The organism is Paenibacillus macquariensis (assembly GCF_900156375.1).
In the GTDB taxonomy this organism is placed as follows: domain Bacteria; phylum Bacillota; class Bacilli; order Paenibacillales; family Paenibacillaceae; genus Paenibacillus_AQ; species Paenibacillus_AQ macquariensis.
Map to the genome: position 1 here is coordinate 144,104 of NZ_FTNK01000006.1, position 26,703 is coordinate 170,806.

General features: G+C 41.1%; 25 protein-coding genes. All 25 read right to left on the reverse strand.

Features of this window, described 5'->3' with window-relative positions; genetic code table 11:
• Positions 1-56: 56 nt before the first annotated feature.
• On the reverse strand, positions 57-1,601 hold the full coding sequence (rny, locus tag BW961_RS13090; protein WP_139331637.1) for a ribonuclease Y: 1,545 nt from the start codon (positions 1,599-1,601) through the stop codon (positions 57-59).
• Positions 1,602-1,906: 305 nt separating this feature from the next.
• Positions 1,907-2,638, reverse strand: coding sequence for a regulatory protein RecX (locus BW961_RS13095; protein WP_068580270.1), 732 nt, complete (start codon positions 2,636-2,638; stop codon positions 1,907-1,909).
• Positions 2,639-2,754: 116 nt separating this feature from the next.
• On the reverse strand, positions 2,755-3,816 hold the full coding sequence (gene recA / locus BW961_RS13100; RefSeq protein WP_068580272.1) for a recombinase RecA: 1,062 nt from the start codon (positions 3,814-3,816) through the stop codon (positions 2,755-2,757).
• Positions 3,817-4,055: 239 nt separating this feature from the next.
• Positions 4,056-5,306 carry a competence/damage-inducible protein A gene (locus tag BW961_RS13105; RefSeq protein ID WP_068580274.1) on the reverse strand — a complete coding sequence of 417 codons (1,251 nt, stop codon included), beginning with the start codon at positions 5,304-5,306 and terminating at the stop codon, positions 4,056-4,058.
• Positions 5,307-5,451: 145 nt separating this feature from the next.
• Positions 5,452-6,039, reverse strand: a complete 588-nt coding sequence (pgsA, locus tag BW961_RS13110; protein WP_068580573.1) for a CDP-diacylglycerol--glycerol-3-phosphate 3-phosphatidyltransferase — start codon at positions 6,037-6,039, stop codon at positions 5,452-5,454.
• A gap of 267 nt (positions 6,040-6,306) precedes the next feature.
• A complete protein-coding gene (locus BW961_RS13115) occupies positions 6,307-6,798 on the reverse strand; it encodes a YajQ family cyclic di-GMP-binding protein (RefSeq protein WP_068580276.1) in 492 nt (163 codons plus the stop codon).
• 130 nt (positions 6,799-6,928) lie between these two features.
• Positions 6,929-7,090, reverse strand: a complete 162-nt coding sequence (locus BW961_RS30525; RefSeq protein WP_169810250.1) for a hypothetical protein — start codon at positions 7,088-7,090, stop codon at positions 6,929-6,931.
• 110 nt (positions 7,091-7,200) lie between these two features.
• Complete coding sequence (locus BW961_RS13120; protein ID WP_068580279.1) at positions 7,201-8,190, reverse strand: RodZ domain-containing protein; 990 nt, start codon at positions 8,188-8,190, stop codon at positions 7,201-7,203.
• A 41-nt stretch (positions 8,191-8,231) separates the two neighbouring features.
• Positions 8,232-9,017, reverse strand: coding sequence for a DUF3388 domain-containing protein (locus tag BW961_RS13125; RefSeq protein WP_068580281.1), 786 nt, complete (start codon positions 9,015-9,017; stop codon positions 8,232-8,234).
• Between the two features lie 191 nt (positions 9,018-9,208).
• The gene (locus BW961_RS13130; RefSeq protein WP_068580283.1) at positions 9,209-9,466 is read right to left on the reverse strand and encodes a DUF3243 domain-containing protein; all 258 of its coding nucleotides are present in this window, start codon (positions 9,464-9,466) and stop codon (positions 9,209-9,211) included.
• 101 nt (positions 9,467-9,567) lie between these two features.
• A complete protein-coding gene (ymfI, locus tag BW961_RS13135) occupies positions 9,568-10,341 on the reverse strand; it encodes an elongation factor P 5-aminopentanone reductase (protein WP_068580285.1) in 774 nt (257 codons plus the stop codon).
• Positions 10,338-11,618 carry an EF-P 5-aminopentanol modification-associated protein YfmH gene (yfmH, locus tag BW961_RS13140; RefSeq protein ID WP_068580286.1) on the reverse strand — a complete coding sequence of 427 codons (1,281 nt, stop codon included), beginning with the start codon at positions 11,616-11,618 and terminating at the stop codon, positions 10,338-10,340. Before yfmH ends, ymfI begins: the two co-directional genes overlap by 4 nt.
• A 3-nt stretch (positions 11,619-11,621) precedes the next feature.
• Positions 11,622-12,902 (reverse strand): EF-P 5-aminopentanol modification-associated protein YfmF, encoded by a 1,281-nt coding sequence (gene yfmF / locus BW961_RS13145; RefSeq protein WP_068580288.1) that lies wholly within the window; start codon positions 12,900-12,902, stop codon positions 11,622-11,624.
• Between the two features lie 122 nt (positions 12,903-13,024).
• Entirely contained in the window at positions 13,025-13,837 is an 813-nt protein-coding gene (gene sleB / locus BW961_RS13150; protein WP_068580574.1) for a spore cortex-lytic enzyme, read from the reverse strand.
• Between the two features lie 221 nt (positions 13,838-14,058).
• A complete protein-coding gene (locus BW961_RS13155; protein ID WP_068580290.1) occupies positions 14,059-16,743 on the reverse strand; it encodes an FtsK/SpoIIIE family DNA translocase in 2,685 nt (894 codons plus the stop codon).
• An 80-nt stretch (positions 16,744-16,823) separates the two neighbouring features.
• The gene (locus BW961_RS13160; RefSeq protein WP_068580292.1) at positions 16,824-17,045 is read right to left on the reverse strand and encodes a YlzJ-like family protein; all 222 of its coding nucleotides are present in this window, start codon (positions 17,043-17,045) and stop codon (positions 16,824-16,826) included.
• A complete protein-coding gene (locus tag BW961_RS13165) occupies positions 17,045-17,818 on the reverse strand; it encodes a ClpP family protease (protein WP_068580294.1) in 774 nt (257 codons plus the stop codon). The genes BW961_RS13160 and BW961_RS13165 overlap by 1 nt, the downstream gene beginning before the upstream one ends.
• A gap of 226 nt (positions 17,819-18,044) precedes the next feature.
• The gene (locus BW961_RS13170) at positions 18,045-19,724 is read right to left on the reverse strand and encodes a ribonuclease J (protein WP_068580296.1); all 1,680 of its coding nucleotides are present in this window, start codon (positions 19,722-19,724) and stop codon (positions 18,045-18,047) included.
• 234 nt (positions 19,725-19,958) lie between these two features.
• On the reverse strand, positions 19,959-20,840 hold the full coding sequence (gene dapA / locus BW961_RS13175; RefSeq protein WP_068580298.1) for a 4-hydroxy-tetrahydrodipicolinate synthase: 882 nt from the start codon (positions 20,838-20,840) through the stop codon (positions 19,959-19,961).
• 104 nt (positions 20,841-20,944) lie between these two features.
• Positions 20,945-22,162 (reverse strand): aspartate kinase, encoded by a 1,218-nt coding sequence (gene dapG, locus BW961_RS13180; protein WP_068580299.1) that lies wholly within the window; start codon positions 22,160-22,162, stop codon positions 20,945-20,947.
• A gap of 25 nt (positions 22,163-22,187) precedes the next feature.
• Positions 22,188-23,234, reverse strand: coding sequence for an aspartate-semialdehyde dehydrogenase (locus tag BW961_RS13185; protein WP_068580301.1), 1,047 nt, complete (start codon positions 23,232-23,234; stop codon positions 22,188-22,190).
• A 53-nt stretch (positions 23,235-23,287) separates the two neighbouring features.
• Positions 23,288-23,884 carry a dipicolinate synthase subunit B gene (locus tag BW961_RS13190; RefSeq protein WP_068580304.1) on the reverse strand — a complete coding sequence of 199 codons (597 nt, stop codon included), beginning with the start codon at positions 23,882-23,884 and terminating at the stop codon, positions 23,288-23,290.
• The gene (gene dpsA, locus BW961_RS13195; RefSeq protein ID WP_068580305.1) at positions 23,881-24,780 is read right to left on the reverse strand and encodes a dipicolinate synthase subunit DpsA; all 900 of its coding nucleotides are present in this window, start codon (positions 24,778-24,780) and stop codon (positions 23,881-23,883) included. Before dpsA ends, BW961_RS13190 begins: the two co-directional genes overlap by 4 nt.
• Positions 24,781-24,989: 209 nt before the next feature.
• Positions 24,990-25,436, reverse strand: a complete 447-nt coding sequence (dut, locus tag BW961_RS13200) for a dUTP diphosphatase (RefSeq protein ID WP_170878564.1) — start codon at positions 25,434-25,436, stop codon at positions 24,990-24,992.
• Entirely contained in the window at positions 25,411-26,679 is a 1,269-nt protein-coding gene (locus BW961_RS13205; RefSeq protein WP_068580309.1) for a M16 family metallopeptidase, read from the reverse strand. The genes dut and BW961_RS13205 overlap by 26 nt, the downstream gene beginning before the upstream one ends.
• Positions 26,680-26,703 lie beyond the last annotated feature (24 nt).

Genomic DNA, 26,703 nt, shown 5'->3' on the forward strand with positions numbered 1-26,703 from the left:
TTCAATATAAACAATATGAAAAGTGGCCCCAATGTGGCCACTTTTCATATTTAACATTATTTAGCGTACTCAACCGCGCGAGTTTCTCGGATGACCGTTACTTTAATATGTCCTGGATAATCCAGCTCATTCTCGATCATCTTCGTAATGTCACGTGCTAGACGGAACGACTCAACATCATCAATCTTCTCAGGATGTACCATTACGCGAACTTCACGTCCTGCTTGGATGGCAAAGGATTTCTCCACACCTTCAAATGATTCAGCGATCGCTTCCAACTTCTCGAGGCGCTTAATGTAAGTCTCCAATGTCTCTCTTCGCGCTCCTGGTCTAGCAGCAGACAATGCATCTGCTGCGCCCACCAACATAGCAATGACCGAAGTTGCTTCGACATCTCCATGGTGAGAAGCAATACTGTTAAGAACTACTGGATGTTCCTTGTATTTCTTCGCTAGTTCCACGCCAATTTCAACGTGTGATCCTTCCACTTCATGATCCAGCGCTTTACCGATGTCATGCAATAGTCCTGCACGTTTAGCCAGTACAATGTCTTCCCCAAGCTCTCCTGCCATCAATCCTGTTAGATAAGCGACCTCCATAGAGTGCTTCAGAACGTTCTGACCATAGCTTGTACGGAATTTCAAACGACCCATAATTTTAATTAGATCAGGATGTAATCCATGTACACCTACCTCAAAGGTAGCTTGCTCACCGTACTCACGTATCCGTTCATCAACTTCTTTACGGGACTTCTCGACCATTTCCTCAATACGTGCTGGATGAATTCGACCATCAGCTACCAATTTCTCTAGTGCAGTACGAGCAATTTCACGGCGAATTGGATCAAATCCTGACAGAATAACAGCTTCCGGCGTATCATCGATAATAAGGTCAATTCCTGTAAGGGTTTCAAGCGCACGAATATTCCGACCTTCTCGTCCGATAATTCGCCCTTTCATTTCCTCATTTGGAAGTGTCACGACAGATACTGTCGTTTCAGCAACGTGATCGGCTGCACAACGTTGAATAGCCAATGTAATAATTTCACGTGATTTCTTATCTGCTTCTTCCTTCGCTTGTTGCTCAATGTCTTTAATCATCTGTGCAGTTTCGTGACGAACTTCTTGTTCTACATTGGTTAAGATAATACTTTTTGCATCCTCAGTAGACAAATTCGAAATTCGTTCTAACTCAGTTAATTGGCTCTTATAAATTGTATCAATTTGTTGCTGGGTTTCTTCAATTCGTTTCTCTTTGTTAGCCACTTGTTCTTCTTTACGTTCTAACGCTTCCATTTTTTTATCCAGCGACTCTTCTTTTTGCAGCAATCTACGTTCTTGCCGTTGAATTTCATTCCGGCGTTCACGAGTGTCTTTTTCAGCCTCGGACCGAATTCTATGGACTTCATCCTTAGCTTCTAGTACCGTTTCTTTCTTCACTGCTTCTGCTTCCTTCTTCGCGCTCTCCACGATTTGAACGGCAGCTTCTTCAGCACTGGAAATCTTAGCTTCTGCAATAGATTTGCGAATAAAATAACCGGCGAACCCAAAGATCACGGCTACGAAGAGAACGATCAAGACCCAAATCAAGGTATTCAACATCCTCTTCACCTCCTCGTTTGTTCCTCCAAGAAATCCTTGGAATCTTCTACAGTTGTTATTCTTTACTTACTCATCATACTACAAATCAGTTATCATTACAGATAATTTGTGCACATTCACATGTGCAATGTCCGCCAACCACTGGCAATAAATTCATTCATAGGAATAGCTCGACAAAATCTTTCATAAGTAAGAACCTCTTTTGGAAGGAAAAAGATTCCCTATACGAATATAGATTCTATTTCATTTTAGTATTTGTGAAAAGATATTGTCAAGGGAATCCCTCTTAATATCCTGTTTTCTTACTATTCATACTCAAAATTATCATCATCTATATCCTGTAGTTCATCTTCTTTAATAAGTTGGTTCAGTACCCGTCTTACTTGTTCACCAGGGAAACCGCGTCGCATAAGGTAAGAACCTGTCTTTCTTTTCTTATCTAACAACTCACCTTTTGTCTGATTCCACTTCTTTCTTCCAATAATAAGCGCACTCTCATATTCCTGATCTGGACTCACCCCATCAAGAGCTTCCGCAATCAGTAATTTATCTACACCCTTTTGTCTCAGTTCTTGTCTAATCCAAGCTTTACCCTTACGCTGACTTGTGATTCGCTGTTCTGCCCACTGCTGAGCATACATCGCATCATTAACTAAACCTTCACGAGTTAAACGCTCTAGCACGTCCTCAATGACCTCCTGTGAGGTCTCTTTCTCTTTCAGTCTAATCTGTATCTCTTTAGAGGTACGTGCCTTTCTCTCTAAGTATTTGAGAGCTTGAACATATCCCAGTTGTTTCTCATTAGATAGTACAATTCCCTCTAACTCCTGTTTCCAAAAGCTATTCCCCTTAATCATTCTGTACTTAATCATGATATCCTCGTGAATCGACAGAACATGCTGTCCAAAGGATACTAGATACCTATATTTTTGTTTGGGTTCACGTTCCACCCCCGTAATGATCAATTCTTGATCCTCGGGGAATTGAGAAATAGCGCTACTTTCCTGTTCTTGTAGATCATCGTTCAATTCTATCATCGTTATCTTTCCTCACTTATTCCCAAAGAATATGTACAAGACAAAGGACGCCCATTGTGATCCGCATATGGGCGTCCTTCATATAATGAAAAATCAATTCACAATAGTTATAAGATCTATTCCATTTCCAACAATTCTTGCTCTTCCAACTCATCTTTTTCTTTCTCTGAATCACTTGGAGGAGTAAAGGTATTCGTTAAATTGCTAGCTTCCCGAATCTTATTCTCAATGGTTTCTGAGATTGCAGGATGATCCTTCAGGAATTGCTTCGTGTTCTCTCTACCCTGGCCTAAACGTTCACCTTCGTAAGAGTACCAAGCACCGCTCTTGTTAATAATATCCATGTCCGTACCAATATCAACAATGCCGCCTTCTTTGGAAATACCTAGACCATACATTATATCAACGTCAGCCTGTTTGAAAGGTGGCGCTACTTTGTTCTTTACAACTTTAATCTTCGTACGATTACCTACAATGTCGTTTCCGTTCTTAATACTCTCTACTCTACGTACATCCAAACGCATCGTGGCATAGAACTTCAAGGCCCGTCCACCTGGAGTTGTCTCAGGATTACCGAACATAACCCCGATCTTCTCGCGAAGCTGGTTAATGAAAATCGCAGTGGTCTTAGATTTACTAATAACACCTGATAGCTTCCGAAGAGCTTGAGACATCAGACGAGCTTGTAAACCCATGTGGGAATCACCCATCTCGCCTTCAATTTCTGCCTTTGGTACCAATGCAGCAACCGAGTCAATGACAATAATATCAACTGCACCACTACGTACCAGTGCTTCAGCGATCTCTAATGCTTGTTCACCAGTATCCGGCTGTGACAGAAGCAACTCATCAATATTAACACCCAAATTACTAGCATATTTAGGATCCAATGCATGCTCAGCATCAATGAAAGCAGCTGTTCCACCGGCCTTCTGAGCTTCCGCGATTGCATGTAGAGCTACAGTTGTCTTACCAGATGATTCAGGACCATAGACTTCAATGATACGACCTCTTGGAAATCCACCTACACCCAATGCAATATCCAATGCCAAAGATCCACTGGAAGTAACTTCCACTTGCATGTGTGTTGATTCACCCAACTTCATAATGGAACCTTTACCAAATTGTTTCTCTATTTGACGAAGCGCTACATCCAGCGCTGCACGACGATCTGACAATAGACTCACATCCTTCAATATTTATAATATAATGATACCTTGTTTCGAAACGTTTGCCAAGCATTTTTTCGAACATACATTCGTTTTTTTGAGTGATCTATTCCCCTTCCCCTTTTGTCACGGGTCTATAGGATAGAAAAAGAACCGTAGCAAAATATCTATTTCGCTACGGTTCTTCCGTATGATTATTAGTATACTACGATTGATATTGATCCTTCAACTATCGTGTTTAAAGCTTATCACTTTGCGATTATTCGCCATAAACGGTAAAGCAGACTTTTAACCGTACGAACCCGGATGGTCTCTCGATTACCAATTAAATTCAGCTCGTACACTTCCGTTTTCTTATCTCGCTCCGCAATGGCAATATATACAAGTCCTACTGGCTTACGCTCGGAATAAGCCGGACCAGCAACACCAGTAATTGCCAACCCAAAATCAGTATCCGTAATCATCCTTACTTGTTCGGCAAGCACTTGTGCAACTTCCGCACTTACAGCTCCTGGAGCATCGTCTCCTTCAAGCAAGTCATGAGGTACGTTCAGTAACTTTTCTTTCATCTGATTAGAATAACACACGATCCCCCCTAAGAAGACAGTCGCGCTACCTGGTACTGATGTGATTCTTTCCATCAATAGTCCACCGGTACAACTTTCTGCGGCACTTAAAGTCTTCCCCTGATCAGTCATCAGATCAACAATAGCCTTCTCTATAGGTATATCTCCATTAGCATACATATGTTCAGGAAGTAATAACTGAATCTGTTTCTCTAACGCATTAAGCTTAATCATCGCTTCTTGTTCACTAGGAGCCTTTGTTGAGATGCGAACTGTGACTTCGCCCTCTTTAGCATAAGGTGCAATCGTTGGATCACTCTGATTCTGAATTAAATCCAACAGTCGGTCCTCAAGTAAAGATTCGCCAATACCTGCAAACTTTAACATCGTGGAATAAATCGGCATTTCATCCGTAAGTGCATGCTGCAACAACCACGGCTTAGCCTGTTCATGGAACATCGGAGCCATTTCTTTCGGTGGCCCAGGAAGAATGATGTAGTATTTACCTTCATGTGAAAGAGCGTTACCTACTGCAAGACCTGTTGCGTTAGGAAGGGGTGTACTCCCATCAATCACCAAGGCTTGACGCCGATTATTCTCAGTCATATGCACGTCGCGCTTCGTAAAGAATTGTGCGACATGATCCATGGCAAGACGATCAATATGTAATTCCCTTCCTAAAAAGGCCGCAAGAGCATCCTTGGTTAAATCATCTTGTGTCGGGCCAATACCACCTGTTAATAAAATGATATCCGCGCGCTGACTCGCCAATTGGATGGACTCCTGAAGCCTGGTCATATTATCACCAACGACGGTCTGGAAATAAACATCAATTCCAAGTGTTGCTAATTCTACTGACAAAAATTGAGCATTTGTATTCACGATTTGTCCCAACAACAATTCTGTACCTACTGCAATGATCTCTGCCTTCATCCTTAAGAACCTCCTCTTCATATTGAATCAAGTAAAGCCGAAACGAATGATGTTATGCCTACTTTTATGTACTCGCTATTTCGAAAGAAAAGACAATAGGAAAATATCCTACTGCCCCATTAAAAACACTTATTTGATCCAAATGTTAACTTCTAGATAAATTCAACAATGACTTATTCTTAATAAAATAGTCAACTCCAGAGTACAACGTAATCAGTCCCGCAGCCCAAGTAGCTATGATATCAAACGGAATATTGATGAAAACGAATGGGAAGTTGTTAATAAGCATAGCGATTATCGCCACAATCTGTATAACGGTTTTGACTTTCCCCCAACTGCTAGCAGCAACTACCTTACCATCAAGCAAAGCAATCTGTCGAAGCCCTGTGACAGCGAACTCACGACTAATAATGACAATTGCAATCCAACTGTCGCATTTACCCATCTCTACCAGAGAAATAAGAATGGCAGCTACCAGTAATTTGTCCGCTAAGGGATCTAGCAATTTCCCTAGATTGGTTACCATATTATTCTTACGTGCAAGATAACCATCAATTCCATCCGTACTAGCCGCAATAATAAAAATAATTACAGCGATCAGCTGGTTGTAAGGCAATTGATAAGAATGCCACACGATCGGGTTAGGATAAAAGTTGAAATCAACCAACAAAAATACCATCATAACAGGAATTAGAAATATTCTAGCTATCGTAATACGATTGGGTAAATTCACAGGATAACCTCCCTGTGTATCAACTTTGAATCCACTGAAAGTTTCTCGTAACTTAATGTCATTATCTGGACTCTCTCTGTCATTCTCCATGCTCCCCCAATGATATAACCCATTATTCCCTAATAATCTTTATAAGTATAATATATGGGTTAAACCGTGTCAAAAAGGCACTCTCGCCCACCAATTAACATATCCGAATAATTATTCACATGACGGATTGTCAATCCCTATAACAGTTAGCTTGACAATCTGCCATATTAACATCTACTATTTGGCGTTCGTAAATTGAAGATCCAAAGAGAGTTCTGCTTTGCGCAAAAGCTGCATGATCGCTTGTAAATCATTTTTACTCTTACCAGTCACACGAATTTGATCGCCTTGAATCTGACTCTTCACTTTTAATTTAGAATCACGTATTAGTACATTGATCTTTTTAGCATTATCTTGGTCGATCCCTTGTTTCAAGGTCAATTTTTGTCTCACCGTTCCCAAAGAAGCTGGTTCGATCTTACCGTATTCTACATTCTTAAGTGTTAGCCCTCGTTTGACCATCTTTGACTGTAAAATATCAATTACCGCATTTAGCTTGAATTCATCATCTGAAATAATGACAAGAGCATCTTTATCTAACTTTAGACTACTCTTACTCCCTTTGAAGTCAAATCTAGTCTCAATCTCTTTCTCTGCTTGGGTAATGACATTATTCATTTCATTTAAATCAAATTTGGATACGATATCAAAAGAACTTTCTGAACTCATTATTCCACGTCCTCTCTACTGACTAACTGTCATAATATATGATTCTTCCAATGAAGTCCATGTCCAACACAAAAGGTACTCCTTGAGAAAATACCTCATTACAGGAATACCTTTGTTTGAAGCATCCAAGTTATCGGGAACTAGCCGGGTGACGAAACATGTCCAAAATCCCCAGTACAATATGTGCAATGCCAAAGCCTAATATGCCATAACCCCATGCGTTTGGGGTTAGATAATATCCGAGAAGACTCACTATAACACCCAACCCAGTCACAATCCAGTTCACCGTCATATCAAACACCACCTCACTCATCATTAGAAATAAGAAGACTCAGACCCTAGAATTTCAGCCTTATTATTTCCATTAAGAGTGATCCTTATTCGCCAACGCTACATTCGACTCTACGGTGTTGATTCTGTATTTGTATTTGTCTGTGTATTTGTATCTGTAGTTGATTCTGTATTTGTGTCTGAGCTCGTTGTATCAGACCCCTGATTGGTAGTCTCACGTTTAAGTAGAATTTTCGATGTGCTCTTTCCATCCGTTACAACCTGTCCTGCAACCATAATTTCAGTAGCTGGAGAATATCCAGATTTAATATACATTCCTTGGTTGTCCATTTCAAGATTTAAAACCTCTCCGTCTTTGGTCTTACCAAAGTAAAGTTTCTCACCTTTAGAATTGCTTCCTCTATAAATCTCGACCCAACTCTCGCCAGTTGCTTTGATCACAACTGGGACTTTCGTCGTATCTGATCCTGATACGTTAAAAATAGTGTTTTTACCACTCTTACCAGACTCTGTTACAGTAATAGGCTCTTCTACAGGAGGTACTTCTACTGGAGGCTCTACCGGTAGTTCCGTTTCAGTCTCGCCATTGGTACCAGGAGGGGTAACAGCATCTCCACCATTGCCTGTAGGCTCCTTTACTGGCTCTTTTTTGGGATCCTGTATGTCTCCCGTTATTTTCTGATCAGAATCCACGGTTTTATCACTTGTTTTCCCATCTAAAGAAGAAACATATAAATAAATAACAACAATGATTAGAATAGGAAAAGTCCACATTAACACGGTAGACAACCATTTCACATTGCGTTCCGTTGGCGGTCGATTACTTGAACGTTTCTGAATAACCGGTTCCATGGTCGCTTCTGGCTGAGATAATGAAACTTCCTTGTCTCCTTCTAGTAGTTCATCAGGATTAAGACCTACCGTCTCGGCATAAGTCTTGATAAATGCTCGAACATAGAAATTTCCTGGAAGAACTTTATAGTCACCTGCCTCGATGGCTTCTAAATATCTCTTACGAATTTTCGTCATTTCCTGTACATCATCAAGGCTCATTCCCTTTTCGAGTCTGGCTTCCTTTAATTGCTGACCTAGTTCAGACATACCATCACCTCCTAATTCTTATGATTTTATGGGATTAGAGTTCATAAATCTTCCGTATAAGCATTCGTAAATGAATCATATACAATTTCTTCATCTGGCGTATTTCTGAGTTCAATAATGATATCGAAATCATCAAAGGAGTACTCAGATTCCTGAACAAAAATATCCGGATGTTCAATCACTTTGGTACTAGGCATACTCATAATATCCTGTAATAAGTTATAGTGTTTCTCACTGGATCTTATTGTACTGACAATCCCATCAATAATAAAAACATGATTTGGATTCATTTCATCCTCAGACAGCTGACTTCGAATGGTTTGACGAAGCAATGTTGAAGATACGAATGTCCACCGTTTCATCGCACATACACTACCGGCTATAATGGACTCCGTTTTACCTACACGTGGCATCCCTCTTAACCCTACGACATGGTTTCCTTCCCTTTTAAATATTTCACCAAGAAAGTCGACAAGTAAACCCAGTTCATCTCGGGTGAATCGGAATGTTTTACGATCATCTGAATCTCGATCTATATACCTTCCATGACGCACCGCCAATCGATCGACAAGTTTTGGAGGTCGCAGAGCAGAAATGGTTATATTATCGACTTTTTTCAACATAGCTCCCATGAGGTGAATCTTCTCTTCATCATCTGTTTCAAGAAGCATTCCTCGTGTTTCGCCTTCTACACCATTGATGGTTAGTATATTAACTTCCAGCATCCCAAGTAAAGAAGCAATGTCTCCCAGTAATCCTGGTCTGTTTTTATGTATCTTATATTCCATATACCACTGATTCGACTGTTTCGACTGTTTCGACTCCATTTTTAACACCTCACCTAACACGTTTCCCATATTCTCGACAAAACAGACCCCAATCCCAATCTTGGAAGAGGCTATATTTATATCGACCTATTCATGGGTCATGTTAATGATATATAAAATAAATATGAAAGGCAAGGTCATCTCTGTAATGATTGTAGAAAAGCCCCCATATGGGGGCTTTTCTCATGGAATTATGCATTTTTCTTGGCTAATTTCACCATTAAGCGTGCAACAGTCTGCCGTTCTTCTTTGTTTCCAACTTCCCACAATTCCTTAAGTGCTCGGTTGGAAGGATTCTGCGGATCGACTTTTTCATCTAGGAAGTCGCCGATTTCATAAGCTAATTTAGAGATGGTATCTTCACTCATCCCCATTTTTTCAGCCTGAACTACGCGTTCACCCAAGAACTTTTTCCACGTGTCAAAATTTCTAAGCACTGTTGATGACATATTAAATCCTCCTTGGCTGTGACGCATGAGATTTAAAATCAACAGTTGTAATATGACCCTATTAAGCCTTCATTATTCGGCTCAATTCTGGAAAAATTTACTTAAGTGATCCATCCGCCGTTAGGACTAATCACTTGCCCGTTAATATAGCCTGATTCCGAGAGCGCAAGGAAATATACAAGGGACGATATTTCATCTGGTCGAGCCAGTCTTCCAGCCGGTATCTCTTCTTCAAGCATTTTAATTTCTTCATCATGTAAGTGATTTAACATCGATGTATCCACCGCACCAGGAGCTACAGCATTAACCGTGATTCCAGAAGGGGCAAGTTCTTTCGCTAAGGCTTTCGTAAATGCATTAACGCCCCCTTTGCTTGTGGAGTAAAGAACTTCACAAGATGCACCTGAAATCCCCCATACGGATGATATATTAATAATCCGTCCATAACGCTGGGAAACCATATACGGCATAAAGACCTGCGTACATAGAAACATACCTTTAAGATTAGTGGACATCACATCGTCCCATATTTCCTCTGTTACATCCGAAAGCATCCCATAATGTGATATCCCAGCATTATTCACCAGGATATCCGGCATCATGCCATGACTTTGAAGTTTGTCACGCATGCGACATATCTGTTCTCGATCCTTCAAATCTGCCGTCACCGTTAGAACCGTCGCACCATGGGACATACACCGACGTGCCACCTCATTAGCCTCTTCATGGGACTTTCCATAATGAATAACGACATTCATACCCACTAATGCAAAACGCTCTGCAATAGCAGCTCCAATGCCTCTACTGGCTCCTGTGATCAGAACCGTCGTTTCCCCGATTGGCTTACTCCAATCTCTCCCCGCGTCATTGTTCAAGGATTAACCACGACCGATACCGCAACCTGATTCCAGTCAATGTGCTCTTGCAAGCAATCATTTACATCTTTTAATGTAATCGACTCATACACCTGTAAGACGGAGAAGAAATCGCTACCACGAAATTGATACTTTGTAAACTCATGTGCGATATTCTCAGGAGAATTCAACATCCGTAAATATCCGCCCATTTTCTTTTTGCGAGATCGTTCGAAATTAGATTCCTTAAAGCCTGCTTTAACCATAACATCCACTTCTTCCCGAATTCTTTGAAGTAGCACATCGGGATCTCTTGTATCACCACCGATGATAGAAAAGGCATAATGTGGTGAGCTGTTATATTCATATCCGAAGCTATCCGAAATGAGATCTTCATCATAGAGTTTTTGATACAATGGCGTGCTCGAACCAAACAGTAAATCAAGCATAATTTTGGTCGTTAGGTCCCGCTTCAATAGTTCCTCACCAACAAATCCCACTTGTTTCTCTTTAAAACCAAATAAACACTTGGGCATCGAGACCGTTAGTTTCTTTATACGTTTCTTCTCTGCTACTTCTACTTGTTCTTGATCAAAGAAACGTTTTATTTCACCTTGCGGCTCATATGATTTCTTCGCTTGATTATTTCTTACCAATTCAAATACTTCCTCAGGCTTAACCCCACCCACTACAAATAAAAGCATATTACTTGGGTGATAAAAAGCATTATAGCAAGAATACAATGTCTCTTTCGTTATGGTGCTAATGGATTCTACTGTGCCCGCAATATCAATATGAACAGGATGAACTTTGTACATGGCTTCAATTAGGCCGAAATAAACACGCCAATCGGCATTATCCTCATACATTCCAATTTCCTGACCGATAATACCTTTTTCTTTATCTACATTCTGATCTGTGAAATAAGGATTTTGTACAAAATTGATCAACGTCTCCAAATTATCCTCAATATTCTCTGTTGCAGAGAACAGATATACGGTCTGATCAAAGCTCGTAAATGCATTTGCCGAAGCCCCTTGAGAAGCAAACGTGGCAAAAATATCTCCCTGAGGTTCCTCAAACATTTTATGCTCTAAGAAATGAGCAATCCCATCAGGTACTGTTACCTCATCCTGACCCTCTACACGGAAATGGTTATCAACAGATCCATATTTCGTCGCAAAAGTCGCATATGTCTTGTTGAATCCCGGTTTCGGAAGAACATACACATGGAGGCCATTATCCATGACTTCGTAATACAGTGTTTCTTGTAAATTGTCGTATTGTATACTTTGCATCTGCTATTCCTCCTTCTGCCCTCTTAGGAAATAGATCGTATCCAATTCAAATGTAGATGCTGCCTTACGTACATCCTCCACTGAAATAGCCTCTATCTGTTCAACAAGTTGATCTACTGTACGCTCTTTTCCAGATAATTGACCATTGAAGTCAAAAGAAATCATCTCAAATGCAGAGTCATCCATTTCACGCAACAAGTTACGAATCATAGCCTTCGTCTGTGACATCTCTAATTCTGTGATTTCGCCTGTTCGCATTTCCTCTAGCTGATTCTGAATAATCTCGACAGCCTTCTCATAATTTTGAACCTCTATCCCTGATTGAATCGTCCCGAGTCCTTTATGACCGTCGTAACGTGAAGAAGCATAATAAGCTAAGCTCTCCTTTTCTCGAACATTCAAGAACAACTTAGAGTGCGGATATCCACCGAGTATTCCGTTATACATCAGTGCAGCTGCATAATCGTCATCTCCATACGTTATCGTAGTACGAAGACCCAAGTTCAATTTCCCTTGATTGACATCCAGTTTCTCAACGATGGTTCGAACTTCACTTACTTCAGGAGCAGACTGATTCGTTACATAACCTACAGGTTGTGAATCGTCTAAATGGAAGTGCTGATCTACCAACTTCTGTACTTCCGCAAGGGTGGTATCTCCCACAACATAAAGATCCATACTGGATTCATTCAACCAACTCAGATATGACTTATACAGCGATTCCGCAGTAATAGAATCTAAATCCTTACGTTGTCCAAGCGGATGTAAGCGATATGGCTCATTACGACACATCTCTTCTAAGCAACGCTCAGCAGCATATCGAATCTTGTCATTCACGATAGACTCCATTTTCTTACGAACATTCTCTTTCTCCGCCTGTACGTATGCCTTCTTGAAATGTCCATCTTCTAATACTGGACGTGTTACAACTTCACCTAAAAATGCGAAGGATGATTCGAGAAGACTCTCTTGACTCTGTACAAAAGTATCGTTAATCGTGTCCATACGAAATTGAACAATTTGGTTATCGCCTCTTTTATATACATCGAACCCAAATCCTGCACCATATAACTGTTCCAATCGTTCACGGAATTGCGTTGTCTCCGGATAGGACTCTGTTCCTCGACGAAGAACAAATGGCGTTAGCGCAGTAGAAGTCACGCTCTCCTCGGATAGCGGTATACCCACATACAAAGAAATAGCGAACGTTTTGAAGCGTGTGGTAGGTAATACGTGAATTCGCAGTCGACCTGCACTACCGTGTTCAAATCTTGTTTTATTCAAGGTTCCAATCTCCTTTATATCATGGATTGTTAAAGCACACTGACGATGTAATAATATCCATTCTAACCCACCTCAAAGTGAAGAAGCAACCGAAGGCAAGCCTTCGATTGCCCCTTTTCTTGTTACATACAGAAAATATGCGCACCGATTGTTTTCACTTGAGGACGGGTCCATATCCAAGGAGATGTAGCTGTCTTTGGATTAAAGTAATACAAGCATCCTCCTGAAGGATCCCATCCATTCAGAGCCTGCTGTACTGCCTTTCGAGCCTGTTCATTAGGTTCCAAATATATTTGACCATCTGCTACCGCTGTGAACGCTCTTGGCTGGAATATTACGCCTGAAGGCGTATTGGGAAATTCAGACGACTTCACTCGATTCAAAATAACCGCAGCAACGGCTACCTGCCCCTCAAATGGTTCCCCACGAGCTTCCCCATATACCGCATTCGCCATGATCTTCAAATCATTCTCAGACAGTCCCATCGAGTTGGCAGATCCCATCGGTGTCTTCTTATCTGATGTTTCCTTTTTTGGGGCGGTTGTTGTATTTCCTGCATTGTTCGCTGCTGATGGCTTCCAATCTTTTGAAGCATTGTAAAGCTTCAACTTGGTCTTAGCTCCTACTACGCCATCTACCTTCATACCGAACTCTGATTGAAACCATTTAACTGATTTCAAAGTGCTACTGCCAAAGGTGCTGTCAATCTTCCCATTATAAAACCCCAAATATTTTAGACGTCCTTGTAACTCTGATACATCTGTACCTGAGGCTCCAACTTTGAATACATTCGTGCTAAATACCGGTTGCGAAGGAGCGTACAACTCATTCATAGGTTCGACAGCTGCTTGAGATGTGTCATTCATAAATCCGAACACAGACATGGACAACAGAAGCACCAATCCTATAGAGATCCAGCCTTTCGTTTTGTTCATTAGTTTAGCTCTACCTTTCTGTTGTGTTTTTACAAGATGCATAAAGGTATTATGACTTGACCATTAGCTTCCTATGCATGTTACACAACAAGTAAGTAGAAACGTTCTTTTATAAATGACCCCCTATGTTACATTAGTGCTCGAATCTGCTTGAGAAATAGGAGATGCGAACGCAAAAAAAGAGCTTCCCTCTACAGACGATGGGGGAAACTCTTTCTACTTTAAGAACTCATTCTATTCTGTTGATACTGCTCCATAGATAAAAGAACTTCACGTGGCTTGCTTCCTTCGTATGGCCCGATAATGCCTCGAGCCTCCATTGAATCAATCAGACGTGCTGCACGCGTATAGCCTACTCGCATTCTACGTTGTAAGAGTGATACCGAAGCCTGTTTCGCTTCAAGTATAATTTGTACTGCTTGATCATAGAGTTCATCAAGCTTCTCTTCTGGATCTGAAGATGACTCCTCAATCTCTGGAACAAGTGATTCATCGTAAACAGCCTGACCTTGATCACGGACATAATCCACGATATTCTCTACTTCCTGATCTGTTAGATACGCGCCTTGTACACGAATCGGCTTTGATGAACCCATCGGCAGGAATAACATATCTCCACGACCTAGAAGTTTCTCAGCACCTGCCATATCAAGTATTGTTCTTGAATCCACATTAGAAGAAACTCCAAATGCAATTCTCGAAGGAATATTCGCCTTTATGACCCCTGTTATAACATCTACTGAAGGGCGTTGGGTCGCGATAATCAGGTGTATCCCTGCTGCACGGGCCATTTGAGCGAGACGAGTGATAGCCTCCTCCACATCATTAGCTGCAACCATCATTAAATCTGCAAGCTCGTCCACGATGACAACAATGTAAGGTAGTACCGCTGGTAAATTTTCTTGCATTAATTTATTGTATCCCTCAATATTGCGAGTACCTGATTTAGAGAACAACTCATAGCGTTTCTCCATCTCGACCACAATTTTTTTAAGTGCCAAGGATGCCCGCTTGGGATCAGTCACAACAGGCGCTAGAAGATGGGGGATGCCATTATAAACATTCAGCTCGACCATCTTAGGGTCAACCATTAGGAATTTCACTTCATCAGGTTTCGCCTTATAAAGAATACTCGTTATAATTCCGTTAATACAGACCGATTTACCCGAACCTGTAGCACCTGCTACAAGAAGATGCGGCATCTTCGCAAGATTACCAATAATGGTTTGCCCTGAAATATCCCTACCGAATGCAACCGATAACTTAGACTCTGCCTCTTGGAATAATGCAGTCTCCATCACTTCACGCATCGTAACGATAGACACTTCATTATTCGGAACTTCAATTCCTATAGCAGATTTCCCAGGAATGGGAGCCTCCATCCGGATATCTTTAGCAGCAAGAGCCAATGCAATATCGTCAGTTAAGTTCACAATTCGGCTCACCTTAACCCCTATATCTGGTTGGATCTCATACCGAGTAACCGCAGGCCCACGTACAACTTCTATGACTTTGGCACGTACACCGAAGCTCTCAAGCGTAGCCTCAAGTTTACGGGCTGTTTGCATGTAATCATTCTGATCTCCGGCCTTCCCAGCATTACTAGGTTTGCCAAGCAGACGGAATGGAGGTAATACATACGGTTTGGGAGGAGGTGCTGGAGCAATAATCTCAAGTGAAACTTCTTCCCCATTCTCGCTCAATCCTGCAGCATTTACTTGCCCTATTCCATTTCCTTCTGCAGCTTGTCCTAAGGCTAACGACGGTTCACCAGAAATTTCACCATGATTCTTCATAATGGATTCTTTAAGATCAGCAACTTCCCGACCTGTAAAGGCCTCTTCCAAGTCATCTTCATCAGCAAGTCCTTCAGCCTTCACATGTTCAAAGAAATCACGAATAATCGGAACCGTTGCTGGTGCTTGGTGCTCTGAAAGATCATTCTCTCCGTCATAGGGATCAGATGGAGACAATGATTCATTTACTGACACGGGTTTCTCAACTTTACTTCTTTTTCCTTTGCGCTGAACTGGTTCGACCACTTCAGTCATACCTAAGATGTCATCAGAATCATCATCTTCTTCTGCATAGGAATTTTCAGGTTTGGCGCTTTTCCCACCAAATAATTGAAAGAATATAGGCGGGTTTCGTTTAACTTTGGGTAAGACAACTTCATCAAAGTCATCATCGTCATCATCACCAGGAAGAAGCCTTTTGCTTCTTTCCGCTATTCCTCTTGCAGGTGAAGAAGTCTTATTCCCTACTGTCTGACGCATACTGAATTGCTTATGTACAAATGAAACGACTTTCACTACCCTAGATCGGACAATTCGCATCAAGTCAATATAGGATAAGTTCGTGACCAACATAAAACTAATAATAAACATAACGATCATTAATAACTTAGCACCCGTATTTCCAAACATCCAAAAAAGTGCAGTATACTGTATAGCACCGACATATCCGCCACCAATATCTTTATCCATCATGGAATGTTCAATCTGATCCGTTGATGTCAACAATCCCCCGTGTAAGTCAGACTGTGCCTGAGCAAATATCCTACTCGAACTCAAATCCGGTATGGGAGCTAATTTCCGTTCTATACTGGATATACTACTCATTAAGGTTAAAGCTAGCACAACAAGCAATAGCCCACTTTTACGCGTGTTCCAACGGTTCGGCCACTTCCTGTTAATCATGACCATTAATCCATAATAAACCCCTATAAGAGGAACAACAAAATAAAAGCTACCTAACAAGAGTCCAAATATTTTGGATAGGGACCAACCGACCGTGGCTTCACCAGATAATGCAATGACAGATAGCGTAATGAGAATAATCCCATAAATTTCATATTTGAGTATACTACTTAATATTGCCTTCTTCTTTTTTCGTCTCTTGGCCAAAAAAGTCACCCCCGGTACAATATTATACCATAATTAACCGTGGGTACCTATGTTCTCTTTATCCGACCAAAGGATCATTTCTACAAAGAAGGAATATATCGAATCATTTGTCCAGGTGAATACAAAGGATTCAAATAGTCATTTAAAGAACAATTCAAAAGCCTCACAATCTGTGCACTACCTTGATCAATTGGCATCACCTGCATTAGAATACTTTCAACAACCACCTCAACGGTTGCCTCTGGTTCTTTGAAACTACCTTCCCAAATGACATCCATGGGCATAATCGTATATAAGGTCACTATTGAAGCCTCCCTTGCTGTTGTACTTCTTGTAGCTCACTAATGAGTTGGTTTAATTTAGCTAATGCCAAACCAATGCCTCCTACTTCATCCATCAATCCATATTTAACTGCATCTATTCCTCCAACAGCTGTTCCTATATCCCGATTCAACTCGCCTGTTCTGAACATGAGTTCTTTAAATTTGTCCGCAGTGATTCGTGAATGTGAAGTTACAAATTGAACGACTCTTTCTTGCATCTTCTCCATATATTCAAATGTTTGTGGGACACCGATCACTAGACCATTAAGACGGATTGGATGTATCGTCATTGTTGCACTTTCAGCAATAATAGAGTAGCTCGAGGCAACCGCAATAGGCACACCAATACTATGTCCTCCTCCAATCACGACCGTCACCGTTGGCTTCGTAAGGGATGCGATCATCTCTGCAATGGCAAGTCCCGCTTCTACATCTCCACCAACCGTATTAAGGACAATGACAAGACCCTTCACTTCCTTACTTTGTTCCGCAGCTACAAGTTGAGGGATGATGTGTTCATATTTAGTCGTTTTATTTTGTGGAGGTAGTATGACATGTCCTTCAATCTGACCGATAATCGTCATGCAAAATATGTTAGATTCAGTATCAGGTACTGCTGTTTGTCCTAAATGCTCAATTGTGTTGACCACTTGGGCATCGGTCGTAGCGCCATGTTGCTGATCAGGAGGTTCAGTCTCAGAATGTTCTTTGGGGATTTGTCCAGTCTTCTCATCATTCAATGGCTTCGCCATATTATTATCATCTTCCTTTCATCATACGAGTCGTAACCATGCCTAGCTAGTATGGGAGAAAAGACACTACATTTATACTATGTATTAACACTTTAAATTCCTGGCAATTCACAACTTCTCAAAACAGCATAAAATGCCCCTATTCCGCAGGGAACCGTCCAATATTGCCTGCGAATAGGGGCGACTGTGTGCTTACAACTTATTTAGTCGTCTATTTATTTTAAAATTATACTTCCATTATGATAGGAAGAATCATAGGTCTGCGACGAGTTTGTTCGTACAAGAAACGTCCTAGCGCATCTTTAACACCAGTCTTCAGGGATGCCCATTCATTAACCTTCTCACTCATCAGCTTCTGAAGCGTACTAGAAACAATACGATTAGCTTCATCCAGAAGTCCTTCAGATTCACGTACATATACGAATCCTCTAGAGATAATATCAGGTCCTGACATAATACTTCCATCCTGTTTACTTAGTGTAACAACGACAACTAATATACCATCTTGCGAAAGTAGTTTACGATCACGAAGAACGATATTACCAACGTCTCCAACACCCAATCCATCAATCAACACATTTCCTGCCGTTACTTTTCCAGCTTTACGAGCTGAACCATTCACGATTTCAACGATTTCTCCAAGCTCCGTAATAAAGATATTATCGGAATCAATACCTACAGATTCAGCTAATAATGCATGACGACGTTGCATACGGAATTCACCATGAATCGGAATGAAAAATTTCGGTTTCATCAGGTTAAGCATTAATTTCAACTCTTCCTGACTACCATGACCAGAAACGTGAACCCCAGGATTGGAACCACTATAAATCACGTCTGCACCAAGTTTGAACAATTCATCAATCGTACGACCGACAAATTTCTCGTTACCAGGAACTGGAGTTGCCGCAATGATAACGGTATCACCAGGTAAAATATCTACTTTACGATGCGTTGAGCGAGCCATACGTGTTAAAGCAGACATCGGCTCCCCTTGGCTTCCTGTGCACAAAATAACAACACGATCTGCAGCCATCTTGTTAACTTCTTCTGGTTCAATCAGCATTCCTTCTGGAATGATTAAGAAACCAAGTTCCGAAGCAATGGATACTACGTTTACCATGCTACGACCAATAACCGTAATTTTGCGACCCGTAGCTTCAGCAGCGTTAACCACTTGCTGAATACGGTGTACATTCGAAGCAAAAGTTGCAATGACAACACGTTGTGAAGCTTTGCGGAAAATGTCTTCGAGTACAATACCTACATTACGTTCTGATGGTGTAAATCCAGGTTTCTCAGCATTTGTACTATCCGAAAGAAGCGCAAGTACACCTTCTTGTCCAACAGCAGCCATGCGCTGTAAATTAGCAAATTGGCCATTTACAGGTGTATGATCAAATTTGAAATCCCCTGTATGAACTACATTTCCCTCTGGCGTTGCGATGATAATACCAACGGAATCAGGGATACTGTGGTTCGTACTAAAGAATGTAGCTTTCATCGTTGATCCGATTTGTACCTCGGAATCTTCATCAATCAGAATTCGCTTCGTTTCACCAAGCAAATTAGCTTCTTTTAACTTATTCTCCACCAATCCAAGCGTAAGCTTGGTTCCGTATACAGGAACATTTAGATGTTTCAACACGTAAGGTAGTCCACCGATGTGATCTTCGTGTCCATGCGTAAGCAAAATGCCTCTCACTTTATCACGATTCTCTGTTAAATAAGAAATATCTGGAATAACTATATCAATTCCGAGCATATCCTCTTCCGGAAACTTCAATCCGGAATCCACTACGACAATGTCATTTGCATATTGAATGACATACATATTCTTTCCGATTTCACCGACGCCGCCCAAAGCAAATATCGTCAATTTATCGTTATTTAGTTTCTTAGACAATTGAATCTTACCCTCCTTGTATGGTTTTGGACGTGTACCATTATTTATATTATATTTCAAAAATATACCGCACCCAGTCACTTGCTCCCATTATACATGATTAAAAAGTGAAAAAACAAGTCATCTTACATGTGAGTATTAAGCTCGCCCAATATACAATCCTATATTTTCAAAAATGAGCACCTCCAAGGAGGTGCTCATTGAAATCATAAAAGACTATTTTCAGCTTAGAAATTATACCAAAGTAATGAGATCCTTAATAAACGTTGCCTCGTCTTCATTAGGACCAACCAGGGGAAGACGTACGCCTCCAACATCATGTCCCAACAATTGAAGAGCATATTTAACGGCCGAAGGATTCGGCAATGGATCGGGACATTCAAATAATCCCTTGAAGATAGGGAACAACTTCTGATGAGTCTTAGATGCTGTTCTTACATCCCCCTCAAGATAAGAATCAATCATATCCTTCATTGTTGAACCTACGATATGACTCGCTACACTCACGATCCCATAACCCCCAACAGCAAGTGTTGGAAGTGCTGATGAGTCATCACCTGAATATACTTTGAAATCCGCAGGTGCGGATGAAACAAGCAACGTAATCTGCTCCAAAGAAGCACATTCTTTGGTTCCGATAATGTTTGGTATCTCGGCTAATCGAAGGGTTGTCTTTACTGAGAGGCTAGCAATCGTTCGACTTGGCACATTATACAACAAGATTGGAAGTTGTGTACTATTGGCTATCGCTTCGAAATGACGGAACATTCCTTCTTGGCTCGGTTTGTTATAATAAGGCACCACTAACAGAACCCCATCCACACCCAACTTCTCCGCTTCTTGTGTCAAATGAATCGAATGACTTGTGTTATTACTGCCGGTGCCCGCAATGATCTTACAACGATCCCCCGCTTTATCAACAGCGAACCGGAAGAGTTCAAGCTTCTCGTCATCGCTTAACGTAGGAGATTCTCCAGTTGTTCCTGCAATAACTAATGCATCTGATTTTTGTTCTTCAATAAGATAGTCAATCAGTTGGGCGGTTTCATCCCAGTTAATACGTCCCTGATCATCAAAAGGCGTTACCATAGCTGTAACTAATCTGCCAAATTCCACTTTCGTTCCTCCTAAAAAGTTTCCGTAGGAAACTTAACATCGTAAGCATAACATTAAAGTTTCCGTAGGAAACTTGACTTCGTAAGCATATATCTATTTTTCACTTATCGATTTAATTCAAATTCCGTGTGAAGTGACCGTAAAGATTGTACCATATCTTCCTTCTTTACAAGCACCCAAATGGTTGTATTTGAATCGGCTGATTGTAGTATTTGTATGTTTTGTTCAGTTAAAGATTCCACGATTCTAGCCATAATTCCAGGCACGCCATTGATCCCACCGCCAATAACAGCCACTTTAGCACATCCTGATAAGCTCTTTGGTCGTAGACCCATCTCTTGCAGTACACACAGTGCACGCTCCGACTCATGATCAAAGACAGTATATACTGCACCTGTAGGTGTAATATTAATAAAATCAACGCTTATTGAATTCTCTGCCATCGATTTAAATACCTTCAACTGTAGATTACTTGGTCCATCACTACAGTCTACTGTAATTTGAGTTACATTACTTACATAAGCTATGCCCGTAACAAAACGATCCACGACACCAGATTGAACGTCATTAAATCCTTCTGGATGGGTAACCAATGTTCCTTCGTTCTCTGAGAATGTCGAACGAATACGCACAGGAATTTGTGCTTGCATCGCAATCTCAACAGCTCGTGGATGAATCACTTTAGCACCTTGATAGGCCATATTGCATATTTCAGCATAACTGACGATCGCTAATGGCTTGGCATCTTCTACAATACGTGGATCTGCAGTCAATACACCGTTAACATCGGTATAAATATCTACCATCTCTGCATGAAGAGCTGCACCTAATGCAGTCGCTGAGGTATCACTACCGCCTCTTCCAAGTGTAGTGAAATCACCAGAAATAGTCTGTCCCTGAAAACCAGTTACAATGACTACCTTATGATTGTTGAATTCCTCAATAATTCGAGCAGGACGAACATCCAGAATACGTGCATTGCCGTGCTGACCATCGGTTTCAAAACCTGCTTGTGCACCTGTTAGAACGGTTGAAGAGATTCCTTCACGTTCTAACAAGCTACATAAAGTCGTTGCTGATATAATTTCACCACAACACAGCAACAAATCTTTTTCACGATCAGGCAATGCATCACCATTCTGAACAATCCATTCGAGCAATGTATCCGTGGCATAGGGTTCTCCACGTCTACCCATGGCAGAGACAACAACAACTAGATTATAATCCTCATCTAATTCTCTCTTTATATGTGAAATGACATGTTCTCTCGCCTGTGGTGAGGATAAAGAGGTACCCCCGAATTTCTGTACTAAGATACGCATTTCCATTCCTCCAAATATGTTTACCTTATGAGCGTTCGGAATGTTTTGATACGATAATCTCAGCAATCTGTACAGCATTCCATGCCGCACCTTTTAAGAGGTTATCGGATACGATCCACAAGTTCAGCCCACGTTGATGTCCCAAATCCCGACGCAAACGTCCAACAAACACATCTGGTTTTCCAGCAGCATCTGTCGCAAGCGGATACGATTGTGTTGAAGGATCATCAATTACTGTAATCCCCGGAGAATTTTCAAGGAGATTCTTCACTTCAGCTAGATCATAATCTTGTTTCAATTCCACATATACGGACTCAGAGTGACCATAAACAACTGGAATACGTACACAAGTTGCGGTTACGTTTATGGTCTCGTCACCCATTATTTTTTTAGTTTCATTAACCATTTTCATTTCTTCAAGGGTATAACCATTATCCTGAAATTTATCAATTTGAGGAATCGCATTAAAAGCAATTTGGTGTTTAACTGGAAGGGAACCCACTGGTAAAATCTGTGGTTCAACATGATCGTTATCCAAGACAGCTTTGCTTTGGCGAAGTAATTCATCAATAGCCTTACTTCCCGCACCCGATACTGCCTGATACGTAGACACAATAATACGATCGATACCGTAAGCATCTTGCAAAGGCTTCAATGCAGCTACCATTTGAATCGTAGAGCAATTCGGATTCGCAATAATTCCTACATGATCGTTAATCTTCTCAGCATTAACTTCAGGAACAACCAACGGTGTAGTTGGATCCATGCGATAAGCATTCGTGTTATCAATACAAACAGCACCATGACGAATGGCATGCGGAGCAAACTCCTTGCTCACATCTCCACCCGCACTAAATAACGCGATATCAATACCTTCAAAACTATCAGGGGTAGCTTCTTCTACTATTACATCTAGGCCCTTAAAGTTAATGATAGTGCCTGCAGAACGTGCAGATGATAACAGCTTTAACTTACCAATTGGAAAATCACGTTTCTCCAATAGTCCTAAAATCTGTTCTCCAACTGCTCCTGTCGCTCCTACAACAGCAACATTAAACTTTTGATTGCTCATTTTCCGTATCTCCCCTTATCTAATTATGACATTTCTAATCTATTTATAATTGCTTAAGCAAATTGAAACCGTTCGATAATCATAGGTTGTAGCTGAGTTCCACTAAGTGCAGCAAAACATGTCTCTGGAATGAGATCCATTTTAGCTACAAGGGAATTCGGTTTTTGCACTGGGTTATCCTGACCGAATGGTACAAAGTAAATATTTTTCGTTACCAATAACTTTGCAATGTTCGCAGCGTTCAGCCCTAATCCATCATTTGTGGAGATAGCCAACACCAAAGGACGGCCGTTACGCATCTGGGCTTTGGCTGCCATTAATACTGGTGTATCGGTCATAGCATTCGCGAGCTTACTTGTCGTAGTACCCGTACAAGGTCCAATCACAAGTACGTCTAGTAATTTGGACGGCCCTAGTGGTTCCGCTCCAACAATTGTAGAAATGATATCATTCCCTGTTATATCTTTCAACTGTTTTAACCAATTTTCAGAAGTTCCAAAGCGAGTATCCGTATTTTGTACCGTATTTGAAACAATCGGCACTACGTTAGCACCCTCTTCAATAAATCGAGAAATTTGTGGCATCACTTCTTCAATCGTACAATGTGATCCTGTAATTGCATACCCTACTGTCTTCCCCTGCCACTTCATCCTGCATCCCCCCGAATCATGATTTCTTCCGAAATCAACTGTACCAACGCATTGGCAATGATAATCCCCGCCGTTTTGGGAGCAACGATACCAGGCAGACCAGGGGCAAGCAGCGCCTTAATTCCTCGCTTCTCCGCATAACGGAAATCACACCCACCAGGGGCTGAAGCAAGGTCAATAATCACTGCATTTGGAGACATTTGGGACAGGATTTGTGCTGTGACTATCATAGTCGGTATCGTATTAAAAAGCAAGTTGATATTGCCCACTTTATCCCCCAAATCCCTTGTCATGAAAGGCTCCCAGCCCATCTCGTCTGCCCTTGCAAAGTGCTCATTCGTCCTAACGCCCATCCTTACTTTTGCCCCTAAACCTTGTAAACTTCTAGCCATTGTAAAACCCGTGCGTCCCATTCCCAGAACCATACAAGTCGATCCATGTATCGTGAAATCGGTGTTCTGAATAGCCATCATCAAAGCACCTTCAGCTGTAGGGATAGAATTATAGATAGCCACATCATCTCTGTTGAGCATTTCAACAAGATTAATCTTATTTCGTGCACACATGTTTCTCAAATGCGGTTTTGCTATTCCCGTATACACTGTACATTCTTTTGATAATGCTGCAATATGCTCATCTTGAAGCTGTAATGATTCGGAAGAGAATAGCGTCATGATCTTTCCTTCGTCGTCACAACCCATTACAGGCAGTACAAGAACATCCGCTGTCTCTAACAGCGAGGAAGATAATTGATCTCTTGTGATGTCTTTCAACTGATCTGTAAGCTCATTGAATCCCACGATGGTCACAACTGCATCCATCTGAGAACACTTTCGAATCACTTCAATCTGTCTTGCATCCCCGCCTAGGAACACAACTCTAACTCCAGTCAGCATTAGGATGTCGCTCCTTTCACAATTCCAAGTGCTATATGAGCATGATATGCGGAAGCCTAAGAAGGGGTGATGAATGTGCGGACAAAAAAGAGCTGACGATTACCTAATCAAGGTATTCGCCAGCTCTTCTTCAATTAATAATATAGATATTTCCAAAAGAGCAGATACCCCACCCTTAAAAGATTGTATATCCGTATCTTATGTCTTCATTATTTACCCGTATGACCAAATCCACCTTCACCACGAACGGTCTCAGATAGCTCCTCTACGACTTCCCATTCCACCTGTGGAACGATTTGGAACACCATTTGAGCAATCCGTTCGTTTCTAACAATGGTAAATGGTACTTCTCCCAAGTTAATCAAAAGGACTCTGATTTCCCCACGATAATCAGCATCTATCGTTCCAGGTGTATTCAAACATGTTATGCCATGCTTGAGTGCTAGTCCACTACGTGGACGAATTTGTGCTTCAAGCCCTTCTGGCATAGCAATCGCAAATCCAGTAGGTATTAATTTTCGGTCACCTGGTTGTAGAACGACATCCTCTCCAACCGCTGCATACAAATCATAGCCCGAGGCTAAACGAGACATCTTTTCAGGAAGTTTTACATCTTCATTCCCTGGTAACTTATTTATTTGAACGTAATGTGACAAATTCATCTCTCCTCACAGCCGAAATCGTTTTATCTGAAGCACCTACCATAGCAATGGAAGTGGGTACACTAAACATATGATCGAGTAACGATTCAACATCATTCATAGATACTTTCTCAATATTAGCAATCATTTCATCTAACGAATAATGTTTGCCAAGCATAAGCTCATTTTTACCTAGTCGATTCATCCGACTACCTGTGCCTTCTAAACTAAGTATTAGGCTTCCTTTTAGTTGCTCTTTCCCTTTACGCAACTCATCATCACTTATGCCCTTTGTAGCGAGGTCAAATAAGACTTCTTTGGTTAGGTCCATGACCTGTTTCGTTTGTTTAGGAGCGGTTCCCGCATAAATAGTGAACAATCCATTGTCCGCATGGGAACTATGATAAGAATAGACTGCGTAAGCTAGTCCATGTTTCTCACGTATTTCCTGAAATAAGCGAGAACTCATCCCTCCACCTATAGCATTATTCAACAAGACCATCGCATATTGTCTTGCATCATCGATGGAACATCCAGGAAATGACATGCATATATGGTTCTGTTCTGTTTTTTTCTTATGAAACAAAACGTTACTTTGAAACTCAGGAACTACGATTTCACTCTCACTTCCATGATTCTGGAAATCACCGAAATGTCGCTCCAATAACTCAACAAGATGTTCATCAATATTACCAGCTACGCTTATCACGGTGTTCTCAATGGTATAATGCTGATCCATATACGCTCTAAGATGTTTTGAATTCATACCTTCTAAAAGCTCTCTTGTTCCTAAGATAGGGTAAGCCAAAGGATGATCCCCATAAACCGCTGTCGCCATTAAATCATGGACGATATCATCTGGGGTATCTTCATACATTGAAATCTCTTCAAGAATAACATTCTTCTCTTTGGAGAGCTCCTGATCATCGATATTAGATCGGAAAAACATATCCGCAAGGACATCTACCGCAATAGGTAAATGTTCATCAAGGACTTTCGCGTAATAACACGTATATTCTTTGGATGTAAATGCATTCACGTTACCTCCAATAGCATCAAACTGTTCCGCGATTTCTTTTGCATTAAATCGTTCTGTTCCTTTAAAAAGCATGTGCTCGATGAAATGAGAAACACCATTGTTCTCAAGATTCTCATATCTTGAACCTGTTTTCACCCATATCCCGAATGATACGGAACGGCAATTTGGAATTTTCTCCATCACTACTCGTAGGCCGTTACTTAGCTTTATTTTTTCCACTTGAAGGCCCTCCTATTATGAAAC

Coding starts and splice junctions, on each gene's coding strand:
- BW961_RS13130 (WP_068580283.1), bottom strand. CDS start 9,466: ATGTCATCAACAGTGCTTAGAAATTTTGACACGTGGAAAAAGTTCTTG.
- rny (WP_139331637.1), bottom strand. CDS start 1,601: ATGTTGAATACCTTGATTTGGGTCTTGATCGTTCTCTTCGTAGCCGTG.
- sleB (WP_068580574.1), bottom strand. CDS start 13,837: ATGAACAAAACGAAAGGCTGGATCTCTATAGGATTGGTGCTTCTGTTG.
- BW961_RS13095 (WP_068580270.1), bottom strand. CDS start 2,638: ATGATAGAATTGAACGATGATCTACAAGAACAGGAAAGTAGCGCTATT.
- BW961_RS13190 (WP_068580304.1), bottom strand. CDS start 23,884: ATGAAGTGGCAGGGGAAGACAGTAGGGTATGCAATTACAGGATCACAT.
- yfmH (WP_068580286.1), bottom strand. CDS start 11,618: ATGCAAAGTATACAATACGACAATTTACAAGAAACACTGTATTACGAA.
- BW961_RS13125 (WP_068580281.1), bottom strand. CDS start 9,017: ATGGAGTCGAAACAGTCGAAACAGTCGAATCAGTGGTATATGGAATAT.
- BW961_RS30525 (WP_169810250.1), bottom strand. CDS start 7,090: ATGACGGTGAACTGGATTGTGACTGGGTTGGGTGTTATAGTGAGTCTT.
- dapG (WP_068580299.1), bottom strand. CDS start 22,162: ATGCGTATCTTAGTACAGAAATTCGGGGGTACCTCTTTATCCTCACCA.
- BW961_RS13105 (WP_068580274.1), bottom strand. CDS start 5,306: ATGAAGGCAGAGATCATTGCAGTAGGTACAGAATTGTTGTTGGGACAA.
- BW961_RS13115 (WP_068580276.1), bottom strand. CDS start 6,798: ATGAGTTCAGAAAGTTCTTTTGATATCGTATCCAAATTTGATTTAAAT.
- BW961_RS13165 (WP_068580294.1), bottom strand. CDS start 17,818: ATGGCGAAGCCATTGAATGATGAGAAGACTGGACAAATCCCCAAAGAA.
- dpsA (WP_068580305.1), bottom strand. CDS start 24,780: ATGCTGACTGGAGTTAGAGTTGTGTTCCTAGGCGGGGATGCAAGACAG.
- BW961_RS13120 (WP_068580279.1), bottom strand. CDS start 8,190: ATGTCTGAACTAGGTCAGCAATTAAAGGAAGCCAGACTCGAAAAGGGA.
- BW961_RS13185 (WP_068580301.1), bottom strand. CDS start 23,234: ATGAGCAATCAAAAGTTTAATGTTGCTGTTGTAGGAGCGACAGGAGCA.